The organism is Candidatus Epulonipiscium viviparus, assembly GCF_030708075.1.
Classification (GTDB): Bacteria; Bacillota; Clostridia; order Lachnospirales; family Cellulosilyticaceae; genus Epulonipiscioides; species Epulonipiscioides viviparus.
On record NZ_CP117982.1, the window covers coordinates 905,398 to 924,904 of the forward strand.

Annotated in this window: 17 protein-coding genes and 1 pseudogene; 8 read left to right on the forward strand and 10 right to left on the reverse strand. The window is 38.1% G+C overall.

The window, feature by feature from the left end; translation table 11 throughout:
* The coding region (locus tag PCY70_RS03500; RefSeq protein WP_305768460.1) for a hypothetical protein at positions 1–511 on the reverse strand (511 nt) is incomplete at its 3' end.
* A 428-nt stretch (positions 512–939) separates the two neighbouring features.
* Positions 940–4,002: a copper amine oxidase N-terminal domain-containing protein gene (locus tag PCY70_RS03505; protein WP_305768337.1), complete on the reverse strand. Its 3,063-nt coding sequence runs from the start codon at positions 4,000–4,002 to the stop codon at positions 940–942.
* Between the two features lie 433 nt (positions 4,003–4,435).
* Between PCY70_RS03505 and thyA (PCY70_RS13900) the strand changes: the two genes are divergently transcribed.
* From thyA (PCY70_RS13900) to PCY70_RS03515, 3 genes are all read left to right on the forward strand, one after another.
* On the forward strand, positions 4,436–4,891 hold the full coding sequence (thyA, locus tag PCY70_RS13900; protein WP_465221472.1) for a thymidylate synthase: 456 nt from the start codon (positions 4,436–4,438) through the stop codon (positions 4,889–4,891).
* Between the two features lie 62 nt (positions 4,892–4,953).
* The gene (gene thyA, locus PCY70_RS13905) at positions 4,954–5,262 is read left to right on the forward strand and encodes a thymidylate synthase (protein WP_465221473.1); all 309 of its coding nucleotides are present in this window, start codon (positions 4,954–4,956) and stop codon (positions 5,260–5,262) included.
* A gap of 5 nt (positions 5,263–5,267) precedes the next feature.
* On the forward strand, positions 5,268–5,753 hold the full coding sequence (locus PCY70_RS03515; protein WP_305768938.1) for a dihydrofolate reductase: 486 nt from the start codon (positions 5,268–5,270) through the stop codon (positions 5,751–5,753).
* On the opposite strand, the pseudogene PCY70_RS03520 reads toward PCY70_RS03515, so the two are convergent.
* A pseudogene (locus PCY70_RS03520) lies at positions 5,748–5,894 on the reverse strand (flavodoxin-dependent (E)-4-hydroxy-3-methylbut-2-enyl-diphosphate synthase); the annotation flags it as partial. The gene PCY70_RS03515 and the pseudogene PCY70_RS03520 sit on opposite strands and share 6 nt — an antisense overlap.
* Between PCY70_RS03520 and PCY70_RS03525 the strand changes: the two are divergent.
* Positions 5,895–6,866 (forward strand): MATE family efflux transporter, encoded by a 972-nt coding sequence (locus tag PCY70_RS03525; protein ID WP_330697053.1) that lies wholly within the window; start codon positions 5,895–5,897, stop codon positions 6,864–6,866. It begins immediately after the preceding pseudogene.
* Between the two features lie 8 nt (positions 6,867–6,874).
* Here the strand turns inward: PCY70_RS03525 and PCY70_RS03530 are convergent, their stop codons facing one another.
* From PCY70_RS03530 to PCY70_RS03550, 5 genes are read right to left on the reverse strand one after another with little or no spacing between them, the layout of a single operon-like run.
* Entirely contained in the window at positions 6,875–7,159 is a 285-nt protein-coding gene (locus PCY70_RS03530) for a hypothetical protein (protein WP_010168998.1), read from the reverse strand.
* 6 nt (positions 7,160–7,165) lie between these two features.
* Positions 7,166–8,806 (reverse strand): glutamate--tRNA ligase, encoded by a 1,641-nt coding sequence (gltX, locus tag PCY70_RS03535; protein WP_305768461.1) that lies wholly within the window; start codon positions 8,804–8,806, stop codon positions 7,166–7,168.
* Positions 8,807–8,823: 17 nt separating this feature from the next.
* On the reverse strand, positions 8,824–9,603 hold the full coding sequence (locus PCY70_RS03540) for a type III pantothenate kinase (protein WP_029488348.1): 780 nt from the start codon (positions 9,601–9,603) through the stop codon (positions 8,824–8,826).
* A 3-nt stretch (positions 9,604–9,606) separates the two neighbouring features.
* Positions 9,607–10,785 (reverse strand): bifunctional phosphopantothenoylcysteine decarboxylase/phosphopantothenate--cysteine ligase CoaBC, encoded by a 1,179-nt coding sequence (coaBC, locus tag PCY70_RS03545; RefSeq protein ID WP_305768462.1) that lies wholly within the window; start codon positions 10,783–10,785, stop codon positions 9,607–9,609.
* A gap of 18 nt (positions 10,786–10,803) precedes the next feature.
* The gene (locus PCY70_RS03550) at positions 10,804–11,394 is read right to left on the reverse strand and encodes a restriction endonuclease (RefSeq protein ID WP_029488347.1); all 591 of its coding nucleotides are present in this window, start codon (positions 11,392–11,394) and stop codon (positions 10,804–10,806) included.
* Positions 11,395–11,471: 77 nt separating this feature from the next.
* Between PCY70_RS03550 and PCY70_RS03555 the strand changes: the two genes are divergently transcribed.
* From PCY70_RS03555 to PCY70_RS03565, 3 genes are all read left to right on the forward strand, one after another.
* Positions 11,472–12,383, forward strand: a complete 912-nt coding sequence (locus tag PCY70_RS03555) for a cation diffusion facilitator family transporter (protein WP_305768463.1) — start codon at positions 11,472–11,474, stop codon at positions 12,381–12,383.
* 69 nt (positions 12,384–12,452) lie between these two features.
* Entirely contained in the window at positions 12,453–13,316 is an 864-nt protein-coding gene (locus tag PCY70_RS03560) for an energy-coupling factor transporter ATPase (protein WP_029488345.1), read from the forward strand.
* Entirely contained in the window at positions 13,292–14,143 is an 852-nt protein-coding gene (locus PCY70_RS03565; protein WP_305768464.1) for an energy-coupling factor transporter ATPase, read from the forward strand. The genes PCY70_RS03560 and PCY70_RS03565 overlap by 25 nt, the downstream gene beginning before the upstream one ends.
* A 44-nt stretch (positions 14,144–14,187) precedes the next feature.
* On the opposite strand, the gene PCY70_RS03570 is transcribed toward PCY70_RS03565, so the two are convergent.
* Together PCY70_RS03570 and PCY70_RS03575 are read right to left on the reverse strand one after the other, a co-directional pair.
* Entirely contained in the window at positions 14,188–17,283 is a 3,096-nt protein-coding gene (locus PCY70_RS03570) for a DEAD/DEAH box helicase (protein ID WP_305768465.1), read from the reverse strand.
* Between the two features lie 6 nt (positions 17,284–17,289).
* Entirely contained in the window at positions 17,290–18,591 is a 1,302-nt protein-coding gene (locus tag PCY70_RS03575) for a hypothetical protein (protein ID WP_010168986.1), read from the reverse strand.
* Positions 18,592–18,706: 115 nt separating this feature from the next.
* Here PCY70_RS03575 and trmB point away from each other — a divergent pair, with 115 nt between their 5' ends.
* Positions 18,707–19,342, forward strand: a complete 636-nt coding sequence (gene trmB, locus PCY70_RS03580; RefSeq protein ID WP_305768466.1) for a tRNA (guanosine(46)-N7)-methyltransferase TrmB — start codon at positions 18,707–18,709, stop codon at positions 19,340–19,342.
* The last annotated feature ends 165 nt before the right edge of the window (positions 19,343–19,507 follow it).

Sequence of the window (19,507 nt, forward strand, 5' to 3'; positions counted from 1 at the left end):
TATGCTTGCCAGAGGAATCATTACTACCTCCGGGTCCTGCTTCTGAGCCACTAGTTAAATCTGATGCAAGCTGACGATCGTTGCGTTTTGAATTATCCGCAAGAGCGTAGGGGTATTTACGATTTAGTGGTTCGGGATCTTTATAATCATAAGAAGAAAGCATTGTATCATATTGTAATGTATATCCATCGAGATCCTTGTAAGTTTCTTGAAATAGGTTTTCATCAAAAGAAATATCCTTGGAAGTAATCTCTACAATAGCAGGCAAGTGACTTTCTTGGAGAGGATATAAATCACTGCTATTATTTCTGATTTGCAAATTGATGGCTTGGTTTTGCGCTGGATATATATCGCCATCTTCTTCTTGGTAATAACCGTATTTATTGTACTCACTGTCGGTGGTCATCGATTCCTTGACGACATCAACAATAACGGCACGAGTTATAACGGGTGTAGCAGAAGTGACCATAGCTGCCGCCATAACCATTGCTAATTTCTGACGTAGTTTCATTTTAAATCCCCCTTAATATTATGCGTACTAGAACTTTCTTTTGCCAAAAGCAAGTTAAAAATATAATAAAAAAATATATATGCTTTTGGATTTTCTTTGGCTTTTATATTTAACATAATTATGAGATATTCTCAATCTACCCCTAGAATTATATTATAAGCGTTATAAATAGTCAACAAAAAATGTCAATTCGTAACTATAATGTAACTAATTGTACCGATATTACACAAATAAGTCAAAAAAGTCCAAGATTTGCCATAAATATTTCATTGCTATTGCTTGATTTATTGAAGTAATTTTATGAAAAAATACCATTGTACAAATTTTAAAGAAATATAATCATTGCCATATAGTGGCATAGAGACTTGATTATCATAAAAAAAGACAAAAAAAGAGGGAGCAACTAATCTCCCTTGTGAGTTATAGTATTAATTTTGGAATGTTGCTGTACTGGTGGCGTTGTTCCAATCTACAGTTAATCCAAGTGCTTCGGCGATTGGTCTGATAGGAGCATAGGCACGGTTATCAGAGCCGATAGTCATTGGTTCACCCATAATTACAGGAGTTCCGTTTACCATAAGAATTTTTGATCCATGTTTAACAGTTACAAGGGTGGATCCTGGAGCTCCGATTGGCCCGTTTGTAATAGTTACGTTCATAACATTGTTTTCGTCATGACCATATGCGATTTGCTGTTCATCTATTCCAAAGAATGTTGCAATATCACGTACACCGATCATTGACCATCCTGCAGGAGTGATATAAGGTCTGGATGTCATAGAAACACGTTGACCATTTACTGTAGTTGTGCCTGATCTAAAGTCAACAACTGTAACAACTTTAGGAGTTTCTGGTTCTGTTGCTTCGGCGCCAACGGTCAAATAATCTGCAACAGTGATATCAGATTCATCTACAAACGCATCAAAAATATCGTCTTCGTCTTTGTCATTATCATCATAGAGTTGATCATAAGTACTGTTAGAGAATTCTACAGCGTTACCACCGATATATAAGTCGTAACCGCCTCTTGGAGTGCCTGCCCAAATGTCGAAAACGATATTTTCTATCGTAATTGTACCAGGTCCGTCATCAGATTCGTCTGTAATTTCTAGAACAAGTAAACCGTCTTCAAAGTTGGCATCAACGTCTAGTCCAGAGTTTTTGTCGGTATAAACGTCTGCATCGTCAAAGGTTTTGTTGCTAGAGCCAAGATCTTCGATAGCTAGGATAATTTCGGTGCCATCTTTGAACATTTCTTCATCAGTTTCTGTGAAGGTAATTTTGCCGGTTGATTGATCTTTGACACCTAAATTAATTAGAACAGGAGGTGCACTGACTCTAAATGAAGGTGAGACTGTTCCGATAGCAAAAGATATTTCTTCTTCTTTAAAATTATCACTTTCGATGACCATTTGCATAGTGCCTGAAACGCCTGCCTGAGCTTCTATCTCCAGTTCGAATTCGAGTTCTGACAGAATATCGTGCCAATCGTCTTCTTTTTGGTCGTTGCTGCCAGAAAGAAATCCAATTTTTTCTAATTCATCATACATAGCGTCAAGGTCTAATATATATTCACCATCATCTTCGTATAAGATATTATCAGGATCATTTGCTAGGTCGCCACTATCAAAATGGAATTCAACATTTTCTAAACTGCCACTGACAATGTCAGCATTAATGAAACTGATAAAAAATTCATCTCTAGAATCAATGGAGCCAGCAATGAGTTCGCCAAGACGTATTTCGATTGTACCAGAATCTTGCCCTGCAACTAAGTCGACGTCGTCTAAAACTTCAAATGTAACGTCTTCGTCGACAACTTTGGCTATGACAAATTCTTCTTCGGCTTCGTTGGCATCATCGTAATCAAAAAGACCTATATCTCCGCCCTTGTTTTTGTACTCGATATCTTCAACCTGTGTAACAGTGAGTTCGATATCGCCAAGATCAAGTTCGTCATGCCTTGACGCTATTTCTACAGGTAAATTATGGAATTCGATAGCTCCTTCGTAGTTGCGTTGACTGTACGTATCAGTAGTATCAATAACTCGGATTAACATTTCGTTTTCTTCTACTGCCAACACTTCTATTTGAACATAGTCTTCTTTTCCGCGTAAGCCACCACTTAATTGAATATGATTTTGAAGAGTACCAGGTTCGGAAGTGACTTTGTTGCTCTCATCTATTTCCCACTCGTCCCAGTATCTGTCGCCTTCGTTTAGAGCAAATTCTAAATTTTTGGCCTGAAGTTGAAGTAAAAATGCTCCGCCACCTGTGGTGCCACCATCTGTATCGTCATCTGGATCAAGATAAAAATCACCTTCCCAGTCTTTTCCGGTTGCAAAAAATTCGCCAGAAAATACATATTCTTGCTTCTCTTCTAATTCAAATACGCCGAGTTTGCCGCTACCATCAACAGCTACTTGCCCTTTGCTGTTTAAATTTATGTCTATAAGATCGCCACTAACTTCTGAATTTGAACTAAGTGTAAGTTTATTAGCAAAAATTTCGTCACCGTCTACTTTGATAGATGGAGATTTACCAGTAACTGTGAATGCCATAGGTACATATACACGAGAATCTAAATTTCTGTTCATATTTTGATAAATTTCAACAGCAAGAGTTTGGTCATTGTATCTATCTGGAGATATAGTAAACTCTTTTAGATATAGTTGGCCGTTTAGTGGATTGCTAGTAGCAGGATCGACGAAAGAAAAAGCGGTGTTGAAGCTGCCAGTATTGATGTTGCCCTCATTAGGCTTAATGATATGGGTAATCTCTTGAGGATTCACGTCTTTGATAGAAGTAAAATTGGGGCTTAATTGACTGCCGTTTTCTGTCAAATTTATATAAATAGGAACGCCATCGTTGTTTTTAGCTTCGGCGAAGAAATACGCTTCGTCAATAGATGTTGTCTTGTTTTCTGCATAGGTAGCGTTTGTTGCAGCATTATTGAGATAACGTTTTTTGGAAGCATAAGATGTAGATACATAAGAAGTATAGTTTCCATCTTCGTCAATAGCAAAAAGTCTGTTAGGTAACCCTCCCATTTCGGCAACATAGGAGCCATCGTTATCTGCTGAAATATCTTCTACTGCAAATACGGCGTTGGATGGAATTTGGATTGTGTCATCTTCTACTAAGGTATAGTCTTCCAAATCGACTTCCTCGTTGAAGGCATCGTTTCCTTTTGTTTCGGTATAATACGTAGAGGCGAATTCGATATCTGTACCTATTATCTCAAAAAATAATGGACTACGTGCACCATACAAGATATCGTTATTATTATTGTAGATAATTAAATTTGAAGCTTCGTTTTTTACTTGATAATCTTCTAATTTAATATACCAGTATTTATTATAGTTATCTTTGACTTGTGTGGTCATAGATTCTTTATTAACTGCTAAATTGATGGCACTGGTTGTAACTGGTATGGTTGTGGCTATAGTAGTTGCTGCTAAAACCATTGCTAATTTTTGCTTTAATTTCATGTAGAAATCCTCCTTGTGGTTTGCGATAATTCCAAAATGTAAAGCCAAAAGCTGTTTATTTTTTCGGTAGGCACAAGCTGTCAATGCGTTTATGTATTGCAATCACTTTTAGCTTTGTTTGGCTTTTATATTTATATGTAGTAGGCAGAAAAAAAATTATACCTAACTATACATGGAAGTATATTCTAATTATGATTAAAAGTCAACAAACAGGAATATTTTGTAATTTGCATGTAATATATACAAACTATATTATTGCTCGTAAAACCTTGACAATAATAAATTAATCTAATTTTAATAGTTTTGAAAAAAGATTTATGTTAAATTTGATGGTTATTGCAAGTAAGTAAAAAAAAATTTTATGAGTACAGTTATAATTGCATATTGATAGTGGGAATACTTATATATATAACTAATGAGGTGAGGTGTATTTTTGAAGCAATATAAAGATTTGGTTCAGTATATTATGGATAACGGAGTTTATAAGGAAGATAGAACAGGTGTAGGGACGATCAGTACATTTGGATATCAGATGCGCTTTAATTTAGCAGAGGGATTTCCGTTGGTGACTTTAAAGCGGACTTACTTTAAGGGGATTGCACATGAATTGCTATGGTTTTTGAGTGGAGATACAAATATAAAATATCTTGTGGATAAAAATGTTCATATTTGGGATGAATGGGCGGATGAAAACGGAGATTTGGGCCCAGTTTATGGAGCGCAATGGAGAAGCTTTTCGGGAGTTGATCAGATTGCACATGTAATAGAAGAAATTAAGTCTAATCCTGATTCTAGAAGGTTGATTGTAACTGCTTGGAATGTCCCAGAGATAGAAAAGATGGCGCTTCCGCCATGCCATATGTTTTTTTCAATTTTATGTTTGGCATAAAAAAAAAAAAAAAAAGAAAAAAAAAAAAAAAAAAAAAAGAAGAAGGAAAACTGTCGTGCCAGATGTACCAGCGTTCGGCAGATACGTTTTTGGGGGTGCCATTTAACATTGCGTCTTATTCTTTATTAGTGCACATGATAGCAGCTGTAACCGATTTAGAGGTGGGAGATTTTGTCCATACTATAGGGGATGCTCACATTTATACAAACCATTTGCAGCAAGTAAAGTTGATGCTAAAGCGAGAGCCTAAATCACTGCCCAAAATTCGAATATTGCGCAAAGTGGATTCAATTTTTGACTTTAGATATGAAGATTTTGAGTTGCTAGATTACAATCCGCATAAAGCGATCAAAGCTGAGGTGGCAGTGTGATAAAGATGATAGTTGCTGTATCGAAAAATGGACAAATAGGAATAGCAAATGAGCTGCCTTGGAATATAAAAGAAGATATGAACTACTTCAGAAAGATGACTACCGCCAAGACTGTGATAATGGGACGTAAAACCTTTAACAGTATAGGGCGCCCGCTGCCAAATCGCCGAAATATAGTGTTGACTACAAATACGGATTTGAAAATAGCAGGTGTCGAGGTGGTGACAAACTTTGCGGAAGCCCTGATCATTGCAAGAGAAGAAGATGCGTTTGTAATAGGTGGAGGTCAAATTTATGAGCTATTTATGCCATATGCAGAGGAGCTGTATATAACAGAAGTGGATGTCAACATTGATGGAGATGCTGCATTTCCGGAGTATCGCAACAAATTTGTGTGTGTAGAAACAATAGAAAAATCTGCCAATGACAGTAAATATAATTATAGGTTTACAAAATGGATTGCAGCTGATGAAGTGCCGGAGGGCCTATAGTAAACTTTGGAACTCTTTGCAAAAAGTAGTGAATAGCTCGTCTTCGGGTACTTTGCGGATGATTTGACCCTTTTTAAAAATAATTCCAGAGCCGTTTCCTCCCGCAATGCCGATGTCTGCCTCGCGCGCTTCACCAGGTCCATAGGTGAACAATATTTACGAATAGTTTGCATTGGATACATATTTGCATCAATTTCAAACTGCACTGTTATGGCATTTCGATCTGTTCAAACTGTAAAAATTTCGATTGTAATATATGGTGCTAGTCTATTAGTAAACGTATTTTTTAACTGGCTGTTAATTTTTGGAAATTTAGGAGCCCCCGAATTGGGTGTAATCGGCGCGGCAATTGCAACTGTCATTGCTCGCATCACAGAGTTTATCATCTCAATTATATTTATCAAATTTTTTGACACCAAAATTAAATTACGTTGGGATATTTTTAAAAGAGCCGATAAATCGTTGCTTATAGATTTTATTAAGATTACAAGCCCTGTTGTTGTAAATGAACTTATTTGGTCTGTCGGCAGCGCGACGATGTCTGTAATAGTTGGCAGAATGGGCACCGAGGTTGTTGCCGCCAACAGCATAGCCAACGTCGTCAACCAGTTTATGACCGTCTTTATATACGCCTTATCCAGCTCCGCATCTGTAATTATTGGCAACTCTATCGGCGAGGGTGCATACAAAAAGACCAAGGATGCTTCGTTTACTATACTGTTATCTATCACAGTACTCGCTGTTATTTCTGGTTGCCTCGTTTTCATATCTCGTCCATTTGTCGTGGATTTTTATAATGTTTCTGCAGCAACCAAGAGCTTTGCTATGGATATTATGCTAGTAAACTCAGTCATCATCGTCTTTCAGGCATTGGCAAATACTACTAACGTCGGAATGTTGCGAGCTGGTGGAGATAACACCTTTGTACTCATCAACGACGTAATATTTATGTGGCTGGTAGCGCTCCCACTTGGCTTTGTCAGTGCATTTGTATGGAAACTACCAGTCATCGCTGTATTTTGCATTATTCGTGTCGATGAAGTTTTAAAATCAACTTGCGCGCTAATCAGGCTACTAAGCTTTAAATGGATTAACAACGTAACTCGCGATTAACCTCACAACTAAAAGGAGCCTTCTCTTTCGTTTGCAGAGCTTACAGAAGATATGGCTCCTTGTTTTATTTCCTCAACCTCTTCTTTTTTTGATCTAGCCCTCTCACCTAAGCTTGTTGCAATAGTCACAGCTGCTGCCAAGATCATCGATGCGACCGCTCCTATCACTGCCACCACCAATGCAATCAATCCTCCCAGTACTGCAAATACTATGGATAATCCCACCGATACAATAGCAATAACAGTTGGGGCTGCCGCTATTATTACCAACAACATCACTATTACTTCTAACACTTTCAACTACTCCTTAATAAACTCGTTAAATCTTGATAAAACTTCTTTCTCTCCCAAAATTTGCATAATTACAAACAAGTCTGGCGTATTAATTCGATGCGTCAATGCCACTCTCACGGCACCCGCCACGTCCTGAATCATTCCTTTATACTTTTCTGGATTGCTCTTAAACTCTTTCTTATTTGCACAATAGCCAATCTCTGTCGCAAAATCTTTGAGATGGTTAAACCACTCCTCTTGCGACTGATGCGTATGCACATAGGCTTTCTTATATTCCGCAATGATCTGTCTTGCTTGCTCCATCGTTACGCCTTTAGGCAACTCCGTAGTTGTCTCTTTTGCAAAAATTTTATCAAATAGGTACACAACTTTTTCTCTAACTTCACTCCACTTTGCAAAATCTTTTCGCGGCTTTGCGGTATCCTTGTCAATTGCAAAAAATTTCTTTAGCCCCGCTGCATTAGCGACCGCCAATTCATACATTTCTGGATCGTATTTTTTTGCCCATGCAACATATAGCGCATACATCTCGTCTCCACTCATTCTAGAGATGATCTCACGGCTTACATCGTCCAGTTTTATAATGTCAAATAAAGCTCCACTCTTACTCATCTTATTTAATGCTACAGGAAATTTATGGTAGTCTTTATCTTTATTCTCGGCTCTCCAAACTTCGTAGGTTGAGTTGATGATATTCAGCAAATATTCGATTACGCAAACAACTGGGTAACCTTCCTCGTCGTAGTATGTCACCGCACTTTCTGGGTCTTTACGTTTCGAAAGCTTGCGTTTTGATTTGCCATCCATCTTCATGATTGTTGGAATGTGCGCATATTCTGGACGCTTTAAGCCCAGCACCTCAAATAGCTCCAAATGAATCGGCAGCGACGACAGCCACTCCTCTCCTCGGCTAACTATTGTGGTCCCCATCAGCGCATCGTCTACAACATGTGCAAAATGATATGTTGGAAGCCCATCTTGCTTTATAATTACCACATCTTGATTATTTTCAGGAAAAGAAGTTTCGCCCTTAATTAGATCAACAAAATGTTCTCTCTCTCCATTGCCTGCAGATTTTAAGCGAACAATATACGGCGTCCCTGCTTCTATCTTTGCAATTGCTTCTTCTGGTGATAAATTTCTATACTTAGCATACTCGCCATAATATCCTGGAGTAATTTTTTTCTCGATCTGATTATTTCTTAGCTCCTCTAGTTCTTCTGGCGTCGCAAAGCATGGATATGCCTTTCCCTGACGCACTAAATCTTTTGCAAATGTTTGGTAGATCTCTTTGCGTTCACTTTGCTTATATGGTCCATAGTTGCCCTTATATGTGGAATCAGTCTCCTGTCCTTCTGCAAAGTCTATTCCATACTTATGCATTGTGGCTATTGTGTCCTCTATTGCCCCCGCAACTTCTCGCTTTTGATCAGTATCTTCAATTCTCAGGAAAAATATGCCATTGCTTAATGCTGCAACTCTCTCGGCCACCAATGCTGCAAACACTCCGCCAATGTGCTGAAATCCTGTTGGGCTTGGAGCGTATCTGGTTACTTGTGCCCCTGCCGGCAAATCTCGTTTAGGGTATTGAAAATCCTCTGGTTTTTTATCTATATTCCCAAACATTATATCTGCTAATTTATTCATGATTTAAAATTCCCTTCTTATAATTCTTCTTTCTTATTTTTATCGTATATAATTTGTAATCCTTTGTGCGTCAAATATTTATCATGGAGATCAATCATATCAGTTTCGCTTTGAATAATTCTGCCAAGGCCTCCTGTAGAAATAATAGTCATGTTGTTACCTAGCGCTTCTTTAGCTTTCTTCACAATATATTCTACCTGGCCAATATACCCATAAACCAGCCCTCCTTGCATACTAGCGACCGTGTTTTTGCAGTCTAAAATACTTTTTGGCTTCTTGATCTCTATAACAGGAAGTTGCGCCGCTCTCTGAGACATCACCTCCGCCGAAATTCCTATCCCTGGCGTAATCAGCCCTCCTATAAATTCTCCCTTTTCGTTGGTAATGTCATATGTCGTGCTGGTTCCAAAATCTATTGCCATACATGGGCCACCATAAATATTGAATGCCGCAACGGAGTTTACTATCCTATCTGCACCTACCGCCCGAGGATTATCCGTTCGTATTGCAATGCCCACTTTTAGACCTTCCCCAACAATATATGGCATCTTGCCTAGATATCGTATGATGCTATTCTTTAGGCTAAACATCACGTTTGGAACAACAGAGCACACAATTACATCTTCTATATCTTTTACATCTATGCCATTACTATGAAGCATCTGAATTATAGTTACGCCATACTCATCAGAAGTCCTCGCCTGCTGTGTTGTCATTCTAAAGCTCCAAATCACCTGATCCTTTTTCATTAGTCCCAAAACGATGTGTGTATTTCCTATATCTATTGTAAGTAGCAATGCCTATCTCCCTCTTTTCGTCTTATCTAAAATGATATTTGCTAACTCTTTTTTTGACATTTTTGGAATGAAACTCACGGTGCCATCTCTTTCTATAATTGTTGCAATATTAGTATCGGCACTAAATCCTGCGCCCTCTTCTTTTATATTGTTGGCAACGATGATATCCAAATTTTTTGACTTCAGCTTCTCTGTGGCATTTTCTATTACGTTTTGACTCTCTGCCGCAAATCCAACCAATATCTGATTTTTTTTAGTATCTCCTAAACTCTTTAGAATGTCTGGATTTTTTACCAGCTCCAAAACCAGTTTGTCATCACCTTTTTTTATTTTTTCTGCTTGAACTTCTTTTGGCCTAAAGTCTGCTACTGCGGCGGCCTTTATAACCACATCCACATCTGTATAATTCTCATGCACTGCTTTATACATATCTCGCGCCGATATCACCTCCACAACTGTTACCCCTGCTGGTGGCGTTAGATTTGTTGGCCCAGATACTAATATCACTTCCGCTCCTCTATCCTTTGCCATTTCAGCGAGGGCATACCCCATCTTTCCAGTCGAATAATTACTTAGGTATCGCATCGGATCGATTGCTTCGACAGTTCTTCCGGCGGTAATGAGATATTTCTTGCCCAGCAGGTCTTGGTCAACAGCAGGTTTATCGTTTAGATCTTTTATATAGGCAGTAATCTTAACTGCATCTGGTAGTTTGCCAACTCCAACATCTCCGCAAGCAAGAACTCCGCTATCCGGCTCTATAACCAAATATCCTCTCGACTTTAATACTGAAATGTTCTCTTGTACAACTGGATTTGTATACATATTTGAATTCATTGCTGGCGCCAGAACAACTGTTCCCTTTGTGGCTAATACCATCGTCGTTAAAAAGTCATCTGCAATTCCAGCTCGCAGCTTGGCAATTATGTTCGCTGTGGCTGGTGCAATGAGAATGATTTTCGACTTCTTAGCGATTTCAATGTGTAAAACTTCTCCATCGCCATCTGTCATATCAGTTATAACTGGCTTTCCCGTTATTGTTGCAAATGCCAGCGGTGCTGCAAACTCTGTTGAATTTTTAGTCATCACCACCTGTATTTCGTACCCCAACTTTTTCAATGCACTTGCAACATCTATCACTTTATATGCTGCAATACCTCCGGTCACTCCAATTGTAATCATAGCCTTCTCCTTTAATAGTTATTTAGCAAATCTATTGGAAAGTTTAAATGATAAATCCCTCTTTTCTCGCAGCTCCCGCAATTTTTTTAATGTGCCCTCTAGAAAATCTCTCTCAAACACTTCTATTTTATCTTTCCATAATTGCTGTTTCAGTTCTTCGTCACAAAACGAATTGGCCACTATAATAAACTTGGTTCGTTTATACTCCACATTTTGCTTTTTAAAGGCTCCTAAATCTGTTTTTGTTAAATCGATTTCGTGATTAAAACATTTCACACATATTTTTCCACGTCGATGATAGACTATAATATCGCAATATTTTTTTTCGGCATCACTTGGGAGATTTACAGCGTAGCCCGTATGCTTATATAACTCGCTAATATAATTCACAAATGTGCCCTGATCCATTGTATCGATAATTTCTATATCTGATTTTTCATCAAACATTCGGCTTGCTTTTAATTTTGTAAATATCATAGCCACTAGTAAGGAAACCATCAATACTATTTCTATACCCATTGGCGTAGAATTCATATCTTTGAATATAAACAAATAATATAAGTAACCCGAAATAGTTAATAGCATTATTCTAAAAACTGATACTAGCATTTTTTTCACTCCTTTTTTTGGAGTATTGCCAAATTTAGGATTTTTTATACCATCTTTTATAATAATAGGAGGCAATCATGACTAGATTTTTAATCTCACATTTCATCAAAACTGATACTCACGTCCGAGAGCAATACGGAATTTTATCTGGAGCCGTTGGCATTGCTCTAAATATATTACTATTTTTTATGAAGTTAGTGATAGGGCTAATTTCCGGAAGCCTTTCCATCATTGCAGACTCGCTGAATAATTTCTCAGATTTTACCTCTTCTATCATCACTATTGCAGGCTTTAAGATTGCAGCCAAACCCGCAGATGACAAGCACCCCTTTGGCCATGCAAGAGTAGAATATATTTCGGGGCTTATCATATCCTTGTTTATCGTAGCCATCGGATTTCAGATTATCTTTAGCTCCATTCAAGAAATTATATCCGGCGGTACAATCATCATCACTACATCTACATATATCATTTTACTACTCTCTATAACTATAAAATTTTGGCTATATAAATTTAATTCACATCTTGGTGCCGTTATCGCATCTACCACCATCCTTGCCACGGCACAAGATAGCCTAAACGATGTATATGTAAGCTTGGGTATTTTGCTTTCGATCGCTATTTCTGAATACACAGGATTCAACTTGGATGCATACATCGGCTTTGCAGTTGCAGCATTCATCATCTACTCCGGCGCAATGCTAATCAAAGAGACCATCGATCCGCTACTCGGTGCCGCGCCAGACGAGTCACTTGTTGCTACTATCCGAGAAAACATTTTATCTTATGATGGGGTATTGGGAGTTCACGATCTGCTAATTCATTCGTATGGGCCAGATAGAATTTATGTTTCGGCTCATGTTGAGGTCGATTCTAGAGTTGATATCACCACTAGCCACGACTTGGTCGACGGAATCGAAAACTATTTTATCGATACACTAGGCATCGAAATGGTGATACATCTCGACCCCATTCAAGCTGCAAATTAATATTTGATATGTGTTGTATTTTTTTTAACTTTTGGCTACAATAAAAATAAAACTGATAGGGTGTGAGATATGCAAAAACTTATAGAAGCAAAAAATTTATTGTTTGAATATTATCAAGAAGATGACAACGGCAAAGTTGTGGAAACGATCAAGGCTCTCAACGACTTTTCTATTGATGTTGCATCTGGAGAGTTTTTAGTAATTTTGGGACACAACGGCTCTGGCAAATCCACCTTTGCAAAGCACATCAACGGAATTTTAAAGGCAAAATCTGGTATTTTGGTTGTAGATGGGTTTGATATGGCCGATAACAAAAACATTTTCTCGGTACGCCAAAATGTGGGAATGGTATTTCAGAATCCCGACAATCAAATCGTGGCAACCATCGTGGAAGAAGACGTTGCTTTTGGCGTCGAAAATCTTGGATTGCCACCGTCTGAGATCCGTTCTCGCGTTGATACCGCATTAGAAACCGTGGGGATGTCGCAATTTAAAAATCGATCTCCTAACCAGCTTTCGGGAGGCCAAAAACAGAAGATTGCCATCGCCGGAATTATTGCTATGCGACCCAAGTGCATCGTGTTTGATGAGGCAACCGCCATGCTAGACCCCACCAGCCGAAAGCATGTAATGGAGACGATGCAAATGCTAAACCGCGAATACGGCATCACCATCATTCACATCACTCATTATATGCAAGAGGCAATCGTGGCTTCTCGCATTGTTGTAATGGACCATGGCAAGCTTTGCTTTGAAGGCACCCCCAAGCAGGTCTTTCAAAATGTAGAGAAACTGAAGCAGATCGGTCTTGATGTTCCCGATGCCACATATTTGGTATACCTACTTAACAAAAAAGGTCTCAACCTAGACCCAACGATTATTACAACCGAGGAGGTGGCTACTGCATTATGTCAACTAAAGCAATCGAAATAATTGATCTCTCTCATATCTACAACCCCGGCACGCCATTCGAAAAGCAATCGCTCTCCAATATCTCTCTTTCTATAGACAAAGGCGATTTCGTTGGGATTATCGGTCACACTGGTTCTGGAAAGTCTACACTTATTCAGATGTTTAATGGCCTCATCACGCCTACATCTGGTACTGTTCTAGTTAATGGCATAGATATCAATGCGGAAGATACTGATAAACGAGCAATACGGCAAAAGGTGGGGCTAGTTTTTCAATACCCAGAGCATCAGCTGTTTGAGCTTACCGTTCTCAAAGATGTGGAATACGGCCCTCGCAACCTGGGGCTTTCCGAAGAAGTCATCCAAGAGCGGGTACGCAAATCTCTTCGTGCCGTATCGTTACCCGAAAACCTTTGGGATAACGCACCATTTTCGCTTTCGGGAGGACAAAAGCGTCGCGTCGCTATTGCTGGTGTTATTGCCATGGAGCCCGACATTCTGGTGCTTGACGAACCTACGGCTGGACTAGACCCCAAGGGCCGAGACGATTTATTTATGCAACTAAAACAGATGCATCAAGAACTGGGAATAACTATAATTTTAATTTCGCATAGCATGGAGGATGTGGCAAAATATGCCAAAAAGCTCCTCGTATTGCACAACGGCACCATTGCTTTTACTGGTACTCCGCGAGAAATCTTTACCCACACCAAAGAGCTCGAAGCCATCGGACTTGCTCCTCCACAAATCAAGTATATTGTCAACGAATTGATTACACGCGGATTCCCTCTCGAGAACACTATTTTATCTGTCGAAGAAGCTGCGGATGCGATATTAAAATGTTTATAGGCAACAAAAGCTTCCGCTGTTATAGGGAAGCCTCTCAAATCAACTTAATCAAACAGCCCCATCAGTTCCTCCTGCGATAGGCTACTTATCATCTTATTCTCATTTGACAAAATACTTTCGCTAAGCAATGCTTTTGAATCCTGCAGTTGTTTTATCTTTTCCTCAATTGTATTCTTTGCTATCAACTTAAATACTTGTACGGTATTCTTTTGCCCCATTCTGTATGCTCTGTCTGTTGCCTGATTTTGCGCGGATAAGTTCCACCATGGATCGTAGTGTATCACGATATCTGCTGCTGTCAAATTTAAGCCTACCCCACCTGCTTTTAATGATATTAGAAATACTTGCATATCTCCTTCGTTAAACTCTTCGACCATCTTCATCCGATCTTTTGGTCGCACATCTCCCCTAAGCGTGTTGTGTCTAATCATTTTCTCATGCAACTTTTGCGATATCATCGCTAGCATCGAGGTAAATTGTGAAAACAATAGTACTTTGTGCCCCGCTTCCACGCAATCTTGAATTATCTCTAACGCACTTTCCAGCTTTGCGCTACCTCCAAAATAATCTTCCAAAAATATACTCGGATGCGCGCATATTTGTCGTAATCGCATCAGTGCGGCTAGCATTTTGATAGTATTCTTCTCACGCGAATCTTCCGCTATTTCTGCCATAAGCTCTTTCTTTGCCGATGCCGCGTGAGAAACATAAACTGCTTCTTGCTGCGGTGTCAACTTCGTATATATCGTTGTTTCTATTTTTTCTGGCAACTCCGAGAGTACATCTTTTTTCATTCTCCGCAATATAAATGGTGATATCATATATCTTAGCTTATCCGCGGCATAATCTTCTTCATTTCTGATCGGTATCTCTAGCTTTTGCCTAAATTCTTTTTCGGAATACAAATATCCTGGCATAATAAAGTCAAAGATGCTCCAGAGCTCCATCAGCGAGTTTTCTATTGGTGTACCCGTCAACGCCATTCTCTTTGCGGCAACAACTCTTTTGACCGCTTTTGCATTCTGTGTTGCACTATTTTTAATATAATGAGCCTCATCCAATACGCAATATTCAAATTGTAGTTGCTCATATAGCTCTATATCTCTCTTTATCGAGTCATACGACGTAACTACAATATTTACATCTGCTAGATCCTTTAGCAACTCCGATCTTGCTTTTGCATTGCCAACTACCATCTTCAGCTTTAGCTGCGGCGCAAATTTTGATACCTCTTTTTCCCAATTTAGCACAAGCGATGTCGGGCAAACCACTAGCGAAATCGCATCTTTTGGAAGCGTTAAAAATACAGCTATCATCTGAAGAGTCTTTCCAAGCCCCATGTCATCTGCTAGTATTCCACCAAAATTATATTTGCCAAGTGTCATAATAAAGTTATATCCAACTATCTGATAATCACGCACCACATGTGCAATAGGCGCGGGCACCTCCACTTCACTGGTCTCCTCAAAATCCTTCGAAATTTGTATAAATTCATCATCCACATCTTTGGACTTATCCTTTAATAGCTCATTTAAATATAAGGCTCTATGCTTAGAAATTCTAAATTCCTCTTCGCCTTCCAAGTCTATCTCCAGCTCCTGAATTACTTTGTCAAGCTCTGCAGCCTCTTCTCCTGTAATATCAATAAATTCACCACTCTTGAGTTTATAATATTTCTTCTTTGCGCGATATGAGGCTAGCAAGAGCGAAATCTCCTCTTTGGGAATGCCTGTCTCTTCTATGCTTATATCTATCCAATTGGTTTTAGTTTTAATTTTTATATTTGCGCTGCCCACTTTTTTAATCTGCTTCGACCGCAACGCGCTACTCACGAATATCTCGCAAAAACGAGCAAAGTCTTCTACTCCAGATAGCAAAAAATTAAATACATCCTCATCTTCTGCTATCACAAAAAATTCATCTTTTAGCTTAAAATTATATCTGCTTAGCAGTGATTTAATATACCTTTCCTTAAATATATCTCTTGTTATCTCCTGCGGAATTTCGTCTTTGCCAATATTAAAGATGCGCTCATTATACTCATACTCGATCTTTGCTTCAATCTCATTAGCAGATGTCAGGTCTAGATAGACTCTTGCAATTAGTGGCTGTGAAATAAGCCTTTCTGGCAAGTCCAATGTTAAATTTTTTATCGCCGGACCTAGCAATTGCGTTAGCACTGGTAGATAGTTTGCCTCAAACGTTAACGTATAATATCTCTGCGCTAGTAGCGTATCAACCAACGGCTTAATCTTTTTCCTAAATTTGTCATCTACTCTAAACAGCTCCCCTTTCATAATAATAAATTTTTCGTTATATATATAATGCAAGGTCTCTATCTCCAAGCATCGAAGGCAAAATGATTCTCCCGCAGCTGCAATCACAAAGGATAACTCCGGAGCCGTATCGTGCCAACATTGCGTATTCTTTTTATAGTATAGCTCAAACAGCTTCTCCATTGCGGCTTCATTTAGCAACGCTTTGTCTCCTTCATATTCTAAAAATTCGCCATCCTTTATGATCTTTGCCAATGCGGCCGACTTTGCTGTAAAATTATTTATTGCAAGCAATAGATTTGTGCTCCTACCAAAAGCACGTCTAAATCCATATCTAATATCTGCTCCCATCTCGGCGATATTTTTAACCGTAAACATTTTGTTATGACCTACCTTAAGTTGTACATACACTCCTTTATAATTTTTCGTATCTAATACAAATATCGGCTCTACCGTTATCGCGTCGGAGTCTCTGCGATATTGTTCCAGATCATAAATCGTATCTGCATACATTTGGATCAACGAGTTCAATGCGGCGTTATCACCAAACTCGGCTTCTTCGGCAGTTTTAAATTTTATATCTGCTGTATTTGCCATATATCCCAAAACCAACGCCACTGAGTGTTTACACATTCCTGGATAAATTTTACTATCAATACACGTACACCGACTCTCCACTATGCTTGTAAGTGAATTACCCAGTGTTACTACTGCGTTTTCATTGTCTACATATCCCGATAAAATCAGGTTTTCGCCATCAATTTCTTTTACCACTGCCGAAACTTTGTTGTTGTTAAATACTTGCAACCCCTTATGATAAACCACTATGTTGGCCGCACTCTTCTTAATTACGCTATTGTCCATTCAACTTTACCTTTCTATTAAACAGAACAAGCCGTTTTTTTCAAGCTCATCCTTAATTTTTAATTTATCTTGAGACTTAATTTCAATAAAATTTTGATGCTGCGCAACCATGCTTTTCTTAACTTTCGCGATTTCTAATAGCGCATCTTGCGTTGCCTGATCGCTACATTCTATAACAGTCATGGTGCGAATTTTTATATTTTTTAGATCAGCTTTCCATTTATCAAAAGCCTCCGCTACAATTTGCGGCAAAGGCGATGTTGCTTCTTCTGCTATATATTCATAAATTTTATTGAGATCAATTTTTTGGTCCAAAGCTTTTATAACCATATCAAAATCTAGTTTATATATTGTATTTTCACCGCTTTCAATTTTGGTTGCAATATTATTTAAGGTTTTTTCGTGAGCAAGCTTTTTTTTGCTCGGACCCAAAATAATATTCAGGTTTTCATCGACAATCAAGTCGTTTTGAATCAACTTTACCCCTGTGCTATCAACCAGCTCTTCTGATGCGCCAATTATAAAAGCTCCTATTGCAGTCAATTTTACAAATTTGGGAGTAAAAATATGCTTAATCTCGGGGCTATTCTCTACTTCTTCTATCTGATAGACTACATCAACAATTCCCAAATTCACAAAGTAGTTCATAATGCAAACATCAATAAACCTTTTTTCGAACTTGTTCCAATTATCAACCAATTGATTATTATGCCATGAATTTTTGTTTTTGATATACACAAAACCGGTATCATCTTCCAAAAATTTCCTTCTCGCCTTGCACAGGGTATCATTAATATCTGCAATATCAATCCATTCATTTTGAGGAAGGTATTTTAGAGTTGTCACCAAATAATGCCTAGCCCGAATCAGATTTGTTTTCATAGTAACAAACTCTGTCTCCGGAATATCAAAAATTTCGTATATCTGCTGACTATTCATATACGCATCATATAAAAATATCATCTGTTCCTCAACAGGATATCGCTTAAACTCCCGCGCTTTGTTTGAGGTACTTATTGTTCTCCAAGCCAACTCCAATAGACCTGCAGATTTCAAAATATTTAGCAAACCCTTTACCTTTCCTTTGTTAATCAAATTTTTGGGAATATTACCCGAGGCTTTGTCTGTGTAATCTATATTTTCTAATACAGAGTTTAACTTTTTCCACGTAATTTTGCTTAAAGAAATTGTATTTGTTGCATTATTTTGTATAATCTCATTTGAAATAAGATTTAATATTGCCAACCAATCCTTGGCGGCAAACTGAGTAGTTTCTCTCATAAAAAAAATATCGACTGTTTTTTCCATAATAATAAAAAATCCTTTCATAATTGTATAATGCCAATTTTTGTAGTATAATTATATAAATTTTAACATTTATTGTCAAATTCAGACATTAGGACATATCGAAAGGAAAATTACTATGCGTCTAAGACGAGATAAAAACGCAGCGCCTTTTATAGAGGACTGCAACAAAATTATAAAAAATCCATATGAATATAAAGGTAAATGGCAAGAACTATTTAATAACTCAAACCCTATTCACGTTGAATTTGGAGCCGGGAAAGGTGGATTTATCACAGAACTTTCTAAGGCAAACCCAAATATAAATTATATCGCGGTGGAGAAGGCCGAGACAATCGTGTATAAAGCATTAAAACACGCATCTGATATTTCAGACAATCTATATTTTCTATATTTTGATGTAGATGAATGCATCAATATTTTTGAAGCCGGAGAAGTCGAGCGAATCTACCTAAACTTTTCTGATCCTTGGCACAAAAATCGATATAAGAAACGCAGACTTACGCATCGGAATTTTTTGGATAAATATGCCAAAATTTTATCTACTGCCGGTGAAATTCACTTTAAAACAGATAACAAAAAGCTATTTGGATTTTCTATCGAAGAATTTAGTGCGCAAAATTGGCTATTAACAGAAGTTACGCTAGATTTGCATAAGGCAAATGTAGACAATATCATGACCGAATACGAAAAAAAGTTTAGCGAACAAGGACTTACTATAAATCGTTTAGTTGCGACACACAAACAAGCCTGATTGCATATATTGGTAGTAACGCTATTTGAAAGGATGATATCAAATGGATTATGATGAATCAGTAAATCCAAATTTATTACCCCAATCAATTCCTCTATCAGATAAGGCACAGCAACGACAACAACAAAAATCAAAACGAGCCTGGCTCGCTGAACAGCAAAGACA

Coding starts and splice junctions, on each gene's coding strand:
- PCY70_RS03570 (WP_305768465.1), bottom strand. CDS start 17,283: ATGGACAATAGCGTAATTAAGAAGAGTGCGGCCAACATAGTGGTTTAT.
- PCY70_RS03565 (WP_305768464.1), top strand. CDS start 13,292: ATGTCAACTAAAGCAATCGAAATAATTGATCTCTCTCATATCTACAAC.
- gltX (WP_305768461.1), bottom strand. CDS start 8,806: ATGAATAAATTAGCAGATATAATGTTTGGGAATATAGATAAAAAACCA.
- PCY70_RS03550 (WP_029488347.1), bottom strand. CDS start 11,394: ATGCTAGTATCAGTTTTTAGAATAATGCTATTAACTATTTCGGGTTAC.
- PCY70_RS03515 (WP_305768938.1), top strand. CDS start 5,268: ATGATAGTTGCTGTATCGAAAAATGGACAAATAGGAATAGCAAATGAG.
- PCY70_RS03560 (WP_029488345.1), top strand. CDS start 12,453: ATGCAAAAACTTATAGAAGCAAAAAATTTATTGTTTGAATATTATCAA.
- PCY70_RS03555 (WP_305768463.1), top strand. CDS start 11,472: ATGACTAGATTTTTAATCTCACATTTCATCAAAACTGATACTCACGTC.
- trmB (WP_305768466.1), top strand. CDS start 18,707: ATGCGTCTAAGACGAGATAAAAACGCAGCGCCTTTTATAGAGGACTGC.
- coaBC (WP_305768462.1), bottom strand. CDS start 10,785: ATGATTACAATTGGAGTGACCGGAGGTATTGCAGCATATAAAGTGATA.
- PCY70_RS03505 (WP_305768337.1), bottom strand. CDS start 4,002: ATGAAATTAAAGCAAAAATTAGCAATGGTTTTAGCAGCAACTACTATA.
- thyA (WP_465221473.1), top strand. CDS start 4,954: ATGTACCAGCGTTCGGCAGATACGTTTTTGGGGGTGCCATTTAACATT.
- PCY70_RS03575 (WP_010168986.1), bottom strand. CDS start 18,591: ATGGAAAAAACAGTCGATATTTTTTTTATGAGAGAAACTACTCAGTTT.